This is a genomic window from Streptomyces sp. CNQ329 (assembly GCF_000482585.1).
In genome coordinates, this window is the sequence record NZ_AXVU01000059.1 from 18,615 (window position 1) to 28,018 (window position 9,404).

General features: G+C 71.3%; 11 protein-coding genes and 3 tRNA genes. 3 read left to right on the forward strand and 11 right to left on the reverse strand.

Translation table 11 applies throughout. From position 1 onward, the window contains the following. Positions 1–12: 12 nt before the first annotated feature. The 3 genes from I003_RS0126990 to I003_RS0127000 are packed head-to-tail and all read right to left on the reverse strand — an operon-like array spanning position 13 to position 3,007. Positions 13–1,191, reverse strand: a complete 1,179-nt coding sequence (locus I003_RS0126990; RefSeq protein ID WP_027774352.1) for a D-alanine--D-alanine ligase family protein — start codon at positions 1,189–1,191, stop codon at positions 13–15. Between the two features lie 32 nt (positions 1,192–1,223). Beyond that, entirely contained in the window at positions 1,224–2,264 is a 1,041-nt protein-coding gene (locus I003_RS0126995; RefSeq protein WP_027774353.1) for an NAD(P)H-dependent glycerol-3-phosphate dehydrogenase, read from the reverse strand. Continuing rightward, on the reverse strand, positions 2,261–3,007 hold the full coding sequence (locus I003_RS0127000) for a lysophospholipid acyltransferase family protein (RefSeq protein ID WP_027774354.1): 747 nt from the start codon (positions 3,005–3,007) through the stop codon (positions 2,261–2,263). The genes I003_RS0126995 and I003_RS0127000 overlap by 4 nt, the downstream gene beginning before the upstream one ends. 157 nt (positions 3,008–3,164) lie before the next feature. Here I003_RS0127000 and cofC point away from each other — a divergent pair, with 157 nt between their 5' ends. Both cofC and I003_RS0127010 read left to right on the forward strand, forming a co-directional pair. Further along, positions 3,165–3,938 carry a 2-phospho-L-lactate guanylyltransferase gene (gene cofC / locus I003_RS0127005; protein ID WP_027774355.1) on the forward strand — a complete coding sequence of 258 codons (774 nt, stop codon included), beginning with the start codon at positions 3,165–3,167 and terminating at the stop codon, positions 3,936–3,938. Between the two features lie 24 nt (positions 3,939–3,962). After that, positions 3,963–4,166, forward strand: coding sequence for a hypothetical protein (locus tag I003_RS0127010; RefSeq protein ID WP_027774356.1), 204 nt, complete (start codon positions 3,963–3,965; stop codon positions 4,164–4,166). Positions 4,167–4,302: 136 nt separating this feature from the next. Here I003_RS0127010 and I003_RS0127015 read toward each other — a convergent pair whose 3' ends face one another. The 4 genes from I003_RS0127015 to leuC all read right to left on the reverse strand — a co-directional run bounded on the left by I003_RS0127015 (position 4,303) and on the right by leuC (position 7,438). Next, positions 4,303–4,944, reverse strand: a complete 642-nt coding sequence (locus tag I003_RS0127015; protein ID WP_027774357.1) for an HU family DNA-binding protein — start codon at positions 4,942–4,944, stop codon at positions 4,303–4,305. Positions 4,945–5,071: 127 nt separating this feature from the next. Further along, the gene (locus tag I003_RS0127020; RefSeq protein WP_027774358.1) at positions 5,072–5,284 is read right to left on the reverse strand and encodes an SCO5555 family protein; all 213 of its coding nucleotides are present in this window, start codon (positions 5,282–5,284) and stop codon (positions 5,072–5,074) included. Between the two features lie 126 nt (positions 5,285–5,410). Continuing rightward, positions 5,411–6,022 carry a 3-isopropylmalate dehydratase small subunit gene (gene leuD, locus I003_RS0127025; RefSeq protein WP_027774359.1) on the reverse strand — a complete coding sequence of 204 codons (612 nt, stop codon included), beginning with the start codon at positions 6,020–6,022 and terminating at the stop codon, positions 5,411–5,413. A gap of 3 nt (positions 6,023–6,025) precedes the next feature. After that, positions 6,026–7,438 (reverse strand): 3-isopropylmalate dehydratase large subunit, encoded by a 1,413-nt coding sequence (gene leuC / locus I003_RS0127030; RefSeq protein WP_027774360.1) that lies wholly within the window; start codon positions 7,436–7,438, stop codon positions 6,026–6,028. A 168-nt stretch (positions 7,439–7,606) separates the two neighbouring features. On the opposite strand from leuC, the gene I003_RS0127035 reads away from it, so the two are divergent. After that, positions 7,607–8,323 (forward strand): IclR family transcriptional regulator, encoded by a 717-nt coding sequence (locus I003_RS0127035; protein WP_027774361.1) that lies wholly within the window; start codon positions 7,607–7,609, stop codon positions 8,321–8,323. Positions 8,324–8,405: 82 nt separating this feature from the next. On the opposite strand, the gene I003_RS0127040 is transcribed toward I003_RS0127035, so the two are convergent. The 4 genes from I003_RS0127040 to I003_RS0127055 all read right to left on the reverse strand — a co-directional run bounded on the left by I003_RS0127040 (position 8,406) and on the right by I003_RS0127055 (position 9,376). After that, positions 8,406–8,478, reverse strand: a tRNA-Glu gene (locus I003_RS0127040). 36 nt (positions 8,479–8,514) lie between these two features. Continuing rightward, positions 8,515–8,587: transfer RNA gene (locus I003_RS0127045), tRNA-Glu, on the reverse strand. 24 nt (positions 8,588–8,611) lie between these two features. Beyond that, positions 8,612–8,683 (reverse strand) — tRNA-Gln (locus I003_RS0127050). Positions 8,684–8,782: 99 nt separating this feature from the next. Then, complete coding sequence (locus I003_RS0127055; RefSeq protein ID WP_078564434.1) at positions 8,783–9,376, reverse strand: GTP-binding protein; 594 nt, start codon at positions 9,374–9,376, stop codon at positions 8,783–8,785. Positions 9,377–9,404 lie beyond the last annotated feature (28 nt).

Here is a 9,404-nt window from a genome sequence, read left to right on the forward strand (position 1 = left end):
GCCGCGGGGGCGCTAGCGCAGCCCCGTCGAGCGCCGCAGCGCCGCCTGGATGAGCAGGTCGACCAGCTCGGGGTAGCTCACGCCGCTCTCCTGCCACATCCGCGGGTACATCGAGATGGGCGTGAAGCCGGGCATGGTGTTGATCTCGTTGATCACGAACCCGCCGTCGTCGGTGCGGAAGAAGTCCGCCCGCACCAGCCCCTCGCAGGAGCAGGCCTCGAAGGCGGCGACCGCGAGCCGCTGCACCTCGGCGGTCTCCTCCCCGGTCAGCGGCGCCGGCACGATGCCGTCGGCGGAGTCGATGTACTTGGCCTCGAAGTCGTAGAAGTCGTGACTGGTGGTCGGCGGGATCTCGGCGGGCACGCTGGCGCGCGGCCCGTCCTCGAACTCCAGCACGCCGCACTCGATCTCGCGCCCGCTGACCGCCGCCTCCACGATGATCTTCGGGTCGTGGCGGCGCGCCTCGGCGATCGCGTCCTCCAGCGCGCTGAACCCTCCACTGCCGCCGACCTTCGTGATGCCGATGGACGAGCCCGCCCGCGCGGGCTTCACGAACACCGGCCAGCCGTGGTCGGCGGCGAAGTCCACGATCTTCTTGCGGGCCGCCGCGCCCTCCTGCCCGGGGGCGCCCTCGGTCCACTCGCGCGGCCGGATCACGATGTACGGGCCGACGGGCAGCCCGTACGAGACGAAGACCCGCTTCATGTACTCCTTGTCCATGCCGACCGCGGACGCCAGCACCCCGGAGCCCACGTAGGGCACGCCGGAGAGGTCGAGCATGCCCTGCAGCGTGCCGTCCTCGCCGTACGGGCCGTGCAGCATGGGGAAGACGACGTCGACCTCGCCGAGCGCCTTGGGTACCTGCCCCGGCTCGGTGTAGACGACCTCGCGGCTGCCCGGGTCGGCGGAGAGCACGACGGCGCCCTCCGCCGCCTCCGAGTCGACCAGTTCCTCCACCCTCGGCACCTGGCGGTCGGCGATCGCCATCCGCGCGGGATCGTCCGCGGTGAGCGCCCAGCGGCCGTCGGCGGTGATACCGATGGGCAGCACCTCGTACTTGTTCCGGTCGATCGCGCCCATCACGGCCCCCGCCGTGACCACGGAGATGCCGTGCTCGGAGCTGCGCCCGCCGAAAACGACGGCGACGCGCGGCTTGCGGCCCTGGCTTTCGAAGGAGTGCTCGCTGCTCATCGCTCGCACATTACCCGCTGCGTCGGGGAACGTCAGTGTCCCTCCGCCTTGGCGCTGCGCGACATCAGCTCCTTCAGCGCCACGAGCGGGGGCTTCCCGTCGTGCACGATGCTCACCACGGTCTCGGTGATCGGCATGTCGACCGCGTGTCTGCGGGCCAGATCGAGCACCGACTCGCAGGACTTGACGCCCTCGGCGGTCTGCTTGGTGGCGGCGATGGTCTCGGCGAGGGTCATGCCGCGGCCGAGGTTGGTGCCGAAGGTGTGGTTGCGGGAGAGCGGCGAGGAGCAGGTGGCGACGAGGTCGCCCATGCCGGCCAGGCCCGCGAAGGTGCGCGGGTCGGCGCCCAGCACGCTGCCGAGGCGGGCGGTCTCGGCCAGGCCGCGGGTGATGAGCGACGCCTTGGCGTTGTCGCCGAGCCCCATGCCGTCGGCGATGCCGACGGCCAGCCCGATGACGTTCTTGACGGCGCCGCCGAGTTCGCAGCCGACGACGTCGGTGTTGGTGTACGGGCGGAAGTACGGGGTGTGGCAGGCGGTCTGCAGCCGGCGGGCCACCGCCTCGTCGGCGCAGGCGACCACGGCGGCGGCGGGCTGCCGGGCGGCGATCTCGCGGGCGAGGTTGGGGCCGGTGAGCACGGCGACCCGGCCCCGGACGCCGCCGGCGCCGCCCGCGGAGCCCACGCCCGCGCCCTCCTTGGCGACGACCTCCTCGATGACCTCGCTCATGCGCTTGGCGGTACCCAGCTCGACGCCCTTCATCAGGCTGACGAGGACGGTGCCGGGGCCGAGCAGCGGCGCCCACTGCTCCAGGTTGCCGCGGAGCGTCTGCGACGGCACGGCGAGCACGGTGAACTCGGCGTCCCGGGCGGCCTCCGCGGGGTCGGCGGTCGCGGTGACCGCGTCGGGAAGGCGTACGCCCGGGAGGTAGTCGGGGTTCTCGCGGGTGGCGTTGAGGGTGTCGACGAGCGCGGCTCTGCGGCCCCACATGGTCACCCGGCAGCCGGCGTCGGCCAGCACCAGCGAGAAGGCCGTGCCCCATGAGCCGGTACCGAAGACGGCGCAGCGCGTCACGAGTTCTCCTTACGGTCCGCGGAGCGGCGGCGCTGCTGGGCGCGCACCGTCTTCGGATCGAAGCGCTCGGCGGGCGCCTGCTCGCCGCGCAGCTCCTCCAGCAGGCGGGTGACGGCGTCCATGATGACCTCGGTGGCCTCCGCGAGCACCTGCGGGGTGGGCTCCTTGCCGTAGAACTCCGACAGGTCCACCGGCGGCCCGGCGAGCAGACGGAAGGTCTTGCGCGGGAAGAGCCGGGGCTTGCCGTACGGCGGCAGCACCTCGTTGGCGCCCCAGTGGGCGACGGGGATGACGGGCGCCCGGGTGACGAGGGCGACCCTGGCGGCGCCGGTCTTGCCCTTCATGGGCCACAGCCCGGGGTCGCGGGTGAGCGTCCCCTCGGGGTAGAACGCGACGCACTCGCCGTCCTCGACGGCCGCGACGGCGGCCCGGAATGCTTTGGAGGCGTCGCTCGACTCGCGGTAGACGGGAATCTGCCCGGTGCCGCGCATCACCGTTCCGACGATGCCCTTCTTGAACAGTCCGTCCTTCGCCAGGAACCGCGGCACTCGGCCGGTGTTGTACTGGAAGTGGGCATAGAAGAACGGGTCGAGATACGAGTTGTGGTTGACGACGGTGATGAATCCGCCGTCGGCCGGTATGTGCTCCGCACCACGCCAGTCCCGCTTGGCGAGCAGCCGCAGCGGCGGCTTGCAGATGGCTGCGACCAGCCGGTACCAGAAGCCGATCCTCCGCCGTGACACGGTCCTTTTCACCTTCCCGGATTTTCCCTCGGTGCGCGTTTCGTGGCCGAAACAGTCTCGCCCCGGGTCACACGTCTGTCGAGAACACCGTACGCCCATGTGACCGGCCCGCCCCGCCGCGCGGAGCGCGGGCAGGTGACAATGGGGCGTAACGACGATGACGAAACGCACGGCACCTGCGCAGACGGAACTCCCCGGCCGACCGGGCCGGCGGGTCTGGCATGTCATCGTGCCGCTGAAGCCGCTGGCGCTGGCGAAGTCCCGGCTGCGCCCGGCGGCGGGCGACCCGGGACGGGGCCGGCTGGCGCTGGCGTTCGCGCTCGACACGGTGGGAGCGGCCCTCGCCTGCCCGGCGGTGCGTTCCGTCACCGTCGTCACGGACGACTCCGAGGCGGCGGCGCAACTGGCGGCGACGGGGGCGCGCGTGGTTCCGGACGCCCCGCGGGCGGGTCTGAACGCCGCGCTGGCGCACGGGGAGGAGCGGGTACGGGCGGCGGCGCCCGGCGCGCCCGTGGTGGCGCTGAACGCGGATCTGCCGTCGCTGCGGCCCGCGGAGCTGGCCCGGGTGCTCGCCGCGGTGGACGGCGGGCGGGCGTTCCTGTCCGACGCCCCGGGATCGGGCACGACGCTGCTCGCGGCGGGGGCGGGGGTGGCGCTTGCGCCGGGGTTCGGCGCCGCGTCGCGGGCGCGGCACCTGGCGTCGGGGGCCCGGGAGATCGGGCTGCGCGGCGTGGACTCGGTCCGCCAGGACGTCGACACGGGCGCGGATCTGCGCGCGGCGCTGGTGCTGGGGGTGGGGGCGCACACGGCGGCGGCACTGGTCCGTCTCGCGGCGTACGGCAGGGAAGTCCCCGGCCGGGACGGTGAAGCCGGCAGGAGCCCGCAGCAGCCCCCGGGGCCGCGGGCGGCATCCGACCGCGTGTGCGGCTGAGCGCGGGCCGGTAGCCTGCCGCGCATGCAGGCCACAGCGTTCACGTACGACCCGCAGACCCGCAGCGGCAGCGTGCTCCTCGACGACGGCACGCCGCTGCCCTTCGACGGTGCCGCGTTCGCGGCGGGGGGCCTGCGGCTGCTCAGGCCGGGGCAGCGGGTGCGGATCGAGACGGAGGGCGCCGGCGAGGAGCGCCGGATCGTCCTGGTGACGCTGCACACCTTCTAGCTGCACACCTTCCCAAGGCCGCGGACCGGGGCACGGGCGCCGTCCCGTACGGCGGCGCGCGGCCGGGCCCGGACATGCCGCGGGCCGGTCTCCCCGAGGGGAGCCGGCCCCGCTTGCGGACCCTGCGCCGGGTCCGTCATCGCTTCCTGGCAGTGGTCTTCTTGGCCGTGGTCCGCCGCCCGGCGGCCTTGCGGGCCGGCGCCTTCTTGGCCGTCGCCTTCTTCGCCGGGGCCTTCTTCGCCGACTTCTTGGCGGCCGTCTTCTTGGCGGTGGTCTTCTTGGCGGTGGTCTTCTTGCCTGTGGTCTTCTTCGCCGCCGTCGTCCTCTTCGCCGGAGCCTTCTTGGCGGTGGTCTTCTTGGCGGCCGTCTTCTTCGCCGTGGTCTTCTTCGCGGCGGTCTTCTTGGTGGCCTTCTTGGCGGCGGCCTTGGCGGTGGTCCTGGTGCCGCCGGACAGACTGCCCTTCGGGGCCTTCTTCACCGCCGTGTCGTGCTTCGGCAGCCGCTTGGAGCCGGAGACGAGGTCCTTGAAGCCCTGGCCCGCGCGGAACCGCGGCACCGAGGTCTTCTTGACCCGGACGCGCTCGCCTGTCTGGGGGTTGCGGGCGTAGCGCGCGGGGCGCTCCACCTTCTCGAAGGAGCCGAAGCCCGTGACCGATACGCGCTCGCCGGAGACGACCGCACGAATGATCGCGTCGAGGACGGCGTCCACGGCGTCGGCGGCCTGCTGGCGGCCACCCATCTTGTCGGTAATAGCTTCAACGAGCTGGGCCTTGTTCACGTCTTCCCCTTCGGAGGCATTGTTTGCCGGAACGAAATGTTCAAGCTTTTTCGCACGTTAGGCAGATATATACCGTAAATCAAAGGCAAAACGTCTCTCATCACCCTTGTGTCGCAACGGACTCCCGCTACGAGCGCGCGTCCAGCTCCCGCCGCAGCCGCTCCAGCCGCCTTGCGGCTCCGGCGAGATCGTGCTTCGCGGCACCCGTGATGGCGAGCAGGCGCCTTGTCAGCTCTGCCCGTTCGGCGTCCGTCGCGGCCACCTCGCGCACCTTGCGGTGGGCCTCCTTCAGCCCGGCGGCGACGGTCTCGTAGAGCGCGAGTTGACCGTCGGGATCCATGCGCTGATTGTGCCATCTGCGGTGAGTTGTCGCCCGGCGGCATGCCAACCCGCCGGCGCACGAAACCCCGCGCCCGCCACCTTCCGGCGGCGGGCGCGGGGCCTTGGCTGGGGCGGAAACCGCCGGTCAGCCCTTGACGGTCTGCGGCTTGAACGCCGGCCGGGCCGCCTCGAAAGCGGCGATGTCGGCTTCGTACCCAAGGGTGATGCTGATGTCGTCGAGACCGTTCAGCAGCCGCCAGCGGGCGTTCTCGTCCAGCTCGAACGACGCGGTGAACGCGGGCGCACCGGGCTCCCCGCCGGCGCGTACCTCCAGCGCCTGGAGGTCGACGGTCACCTCGGTCCGCGGCTCCGTCTCGACCAGTTCCCACAGCCGCTCGACGTCCGCCTGCGCCAGCACGACGGTCAGCAGGCCGTTCTTGAGCGAGTTGCCGCGGAAGATGTCGGCGAAGCGGGACGAGACGACCGCCTTGAAGCCGTAGTTCTGCAGCGCCCACACGGCGTGCTCGCGGGACGAGCCGGTACCGAAGTCCGGGCCGGCCAGCAGGACGCTCGCGCCCCGGTACGCCGCGTCGTTCAGCACGAACTCCGGGTCCTTGCGCCACGCCTCGAAGAGCCCGTCCTCGAAGCCGTCCCTGGTGACCTTCTTCAGCCAGTGGGCCGGGATGATCTGGTCGGTGTCGACGTTGCTGCGGCGCAGCGGCACGGCGCGCCCGGTGTGGGTGGTGAAGGCTTCCATGGATCAGACCTCCGCGGTGATCAGGTCGGCCGGGGAGGACAGCCGGCCGGTCACGGCGGTGGCCGCGGCGACCTGCGGGGAGACCAGGTGCGTACGGCCGCCCTTGCCCTGCCTGCCCTCGAAGTTGCGGTTGGAGGTGGACGCCGAGCGCTCGCCGGGGGCGAGCTGGTCGGGGTTCATGCCCAGGCACATCGAGCAGCCGGCGTGCCGCCATTCGGCGCCGGCGGCCGTGAACACCTTGTCGAGTCCTTCCTCGACGGCCTGCAGCGCGACCCGTACGGAGCCGGGTACGACCAGCATCCGTACCCCGTCGGCGACGCGCCGCCCGCTGACCACCTCGGCGGCGGAGCGCAGATCCTCGATCCGGCCGTTGGTGCAGGAGCCGACGAACACGGTGTCCACGGCGATCTCGCGCAGCGGCTGCCCGGCGGTCAGGCCCATGTACTCCAGCGCCTTCTCCGCCGCCAGCCGCTCGCTGGCGTCGCCGAACGACGCCGGGTCGGGCACCCGCGCCGACAGCGGGGCGCCCTGCCCCGGGTTGGTCCCCCAGGTGACGAACGGGGCCAGTGCGGCGGCTTCGATGACCACCTCGCGGTCGAAGACCGCGTCGTCGTCGGTGCGCAGCGTGCGCCAGTACTCGACGGCCGCGTCCCAGCCGTCGCCCTCGGGGGCGTGTGCGCGGCCCTTCAGATACGCGAACGTCGTCTCGTCCGGCGCGACCATCCCGGCGCGCGCGCCGGCCTCGATGGACATGTTGCAGATCGTCATCCGCGCCTCCATCGAGAGCTTCTCGATGGCCTCGCCGCGGTACTCGATCACATAGCCCTGACCGCCGCCGGTGCCGATGCGGGCGATGATCGCGAGGATCAGGTCCTTTGCGGTGACGCCGTCGGGCAGCTCGCCGTTGACGGTCACGGCCATGGTCCTGAACGGGGCCATCGGCAGGGTCTGCGTGGCGAGCACGTGCTCGACCTGGCTGGTGCCGATGCCGAACGCCAGCGCGCCGAACGCGCCGTGCGTGGAGGTGTGGCTGTCGCCGCAGACCACGGTGGTGCCGGGCTGAGTGAGCCCGAGCTGAGGGCCGACGACGTGCACGACGCCCTGCTCGACGTCGCCGAGCGGGTGCAGCCGGACGCCGAAGTCGGCGCAGTTCTTGCGCAGGGTCTCCAGTTGCGTGCGCGAGACCGGGTCGGCGATGGGTTTGTCGATGTCGAGGGTGGGGGTGTTGTGGTCCTCGGTGGCGATGGTGAGGTCGGTCCTGCGCACCGTCCGGCCCGCCTTGCGCAGGCCGTCGAAGGCCTGCGGGCTGGTCACCTCGTGCAGCAGGTGCAGATCGATGAAGAGAAGGTCGGGCTCGCCCTCAGCGCGCCGGACGACGTGGTCGTCCCAGACCTTCTCCGCGAGTGTCCTTCCCATCGCATTCCCATCGTCGTTGATTGCGAACTGCGTGTGCGCATGCCCGTGCCGGTGCACGACGGCACCGTCCGCTTCCCTCACGCCGGAGGGGGGCCGGTCCCCCCAGGGTGACGCGTTCCCCGGAAATATGAACTTGCGTTTCATAGTGTGAGACGCGAGTATCGTTTCATGGACAACTCTAGCGGCGTCGGCGTACTCGACAAGGCGGCTGTGGTGCTGAGCGCGCTGGAGTCCGGTCCGGCCACCCTCGCCGGGCTGGTCTCCGCGACCGGTCTCGCCCGCCCCACGGCCCACCGCCTCGCGGTGGCGCTGGAACACCACCGCATGGTGGCGCGGGACATGCAGGGCAGGTTCATCCTCGGCCCCCGGCTCGGGGAACTGGCGGCGGCGGCCGGCGAGGACCGGCTGCTCGCCGCGGCCGGCCCGGTGCTCACGCACCTGCGCGACATCACCGGCGAGAGCGCCCAGCTCTATCGGCGCCAGGGCGACATGCGCATCTGCGTCGCGGCGGCCGAGCGGCTCTCGGGGCTGCGCGACACCGTCCCGGTGGGCTCCACGCTGCCGATGAAGGCCGGCTCGGCGGCGCAGGTGCTGCTCGCCTGGGAGGAGCCCGAGCGGCTGCACAGGGGACTGCAGGGGGCCCGGTTCACGGCCACGGCCCTGTCGGGCGTACGGCGCCGGGGGTGGGCCCAGTCCGTCGGGGAGCGGGAGCCGGGCGTCGCGTCCGTCTCCGCCCCCGTACGCGGCCCGTCGCACCGCGTGGTGGCCGCCGTCTCGGTCTCCGGGCCGATCGAGCGGCTGACCCGGCACCCGGGCCGGATGCACGCCCAGGCCGTCGTGGACGCCGCCGCGCGGCTCACGGACGCGCTGCGCAGGACGGGATGAGTGCGCGCGGCCCGTACGGAAGGCACGGAACCACGAGGAAGGGCCTCCCGCGGCGCGGGAGGCCCTTCGAAGTCTTCGCGTGTACCCCCGACCGGATTCGAACCGGCGCTACCGCCTTGAGAGGGCGGCGTGCTAGGCCGCTACACAACGGGGGCCTTGGACGATCCTCTCCTCGCGATGGAGAGGACCTGTACCCCCGACCGGATTCGAACCGGCGCTACTGCCTTGAGAGGGCAGCGTGCTAGGCCGCTACACAACGGGGGCGAGCACATCAGCAACTGCGTTGCGCTGGGGTACCAGGACTCGAACCTAGACTAACGGAACCAGAATCCGTCGTGCTGCCAATTACACCATACCCCACCAAAACACAACCCCCGTCACGGGGGCTCTGTTCCGGTGACCGCCGTTCCCGGCGACGGACAGAACATTACCCGATCGCGGACCGCACTCCAAAACGGGTTAGCGCAGCCTGGCCATGAGGGCGTGCTCGACGAGCGTGATCAGCGTCGACTTGGACTCCGAGCGCTGACGCGCGTCCGTGGTCAGGATCGGCGTCTCCGGACCGATCTGCAGCGCCTCACGCACCTCGTCCGGCGAGTACGGCTGATGACCGTCGAACCCGTTCAACGCGATCACGAACGGCAACCCCGAGTTCTCGAAGTAATCCACCGCCGGGAAACAATCCGCCAGCCGACGCGTATCCACCAGCACCACCGCACCGATGGCACCACGCACCAGATCGTCCCACATGAACCAGAAACGATCCTGACCAGGCGTCCCAAACAGATACAGGATCAAATCCTGATCCAACGTGATACGCCCGAAATCCATCGCCACCGTCGTCGTGGTCTTCCCCGACACCTGCGACAGATCATCGATCCCCGCAGACGCCGACGTCATCACAGCCTCGGTACGCAGAGGATTGATCTCCGACACCGAACCCACGAACGTGGTCTTCCCCACCCCGAAACCACCCGCCACCACGATCTTCGCCGACGTGGTCGCACGAGCCGGAGCAGAACCGGCCACACCACTAGAGCTTGCGAAGTCCACTGAGCACCCTTTCGAGCAAAGTCACATC

Bases quoted from the DNA above. Each gene is read 5' to 3' on its own strand.
- I003_RS0126990 (WP_027774352.1), bottom strand. From the start codon at position 1,191: ATGAGCAGCGAGCACTCCTTCGAAAGCCAGGGCCGCAAGCCGCGCGTC.
- cofC (WP_027774355.1), top strand. From the start codon at position 3,165: ATGACGAAACGCACGGCACCTGCGCAGACGGAACTCCCCGGCCGACCG.
- I003_RS0127010 (WP_027774356.1), top strand. From the start codon at position 3,963: ATGCAGGCCACAGCGTTCACGTACGACCCGCAGACCCGCAGCGGCAGC.
- I003_RS0127020 (WP_027774358.1), bottom strand. From the start codon at position 5,284: ATGGATCCCGACGGTCAACTCGCGCTCTACGAGACCGTCGCCGCCGGG.
- leuD (WP_027774359.1), bottom strand. From the start codon at position 6,022: ATGGAAGCCTTCACCACCCACACCGGGCGCGCCGTGCCGCTGCGCCGC.
- leuC (WP_027774360.1), bottom strand. From the start codon at position 7,438: ATGGGAAGGACACTCGCGGAGAAGGTCTGGGACGACCACGTCGTCCGG.
- I003_RS0127035 (WP_027774361.1), top strand. From the start codon at position 7,607: ATGGACAACTCTAGCGGCGTCGGCGTACTCGACAAGGCGGCTGTGGTG.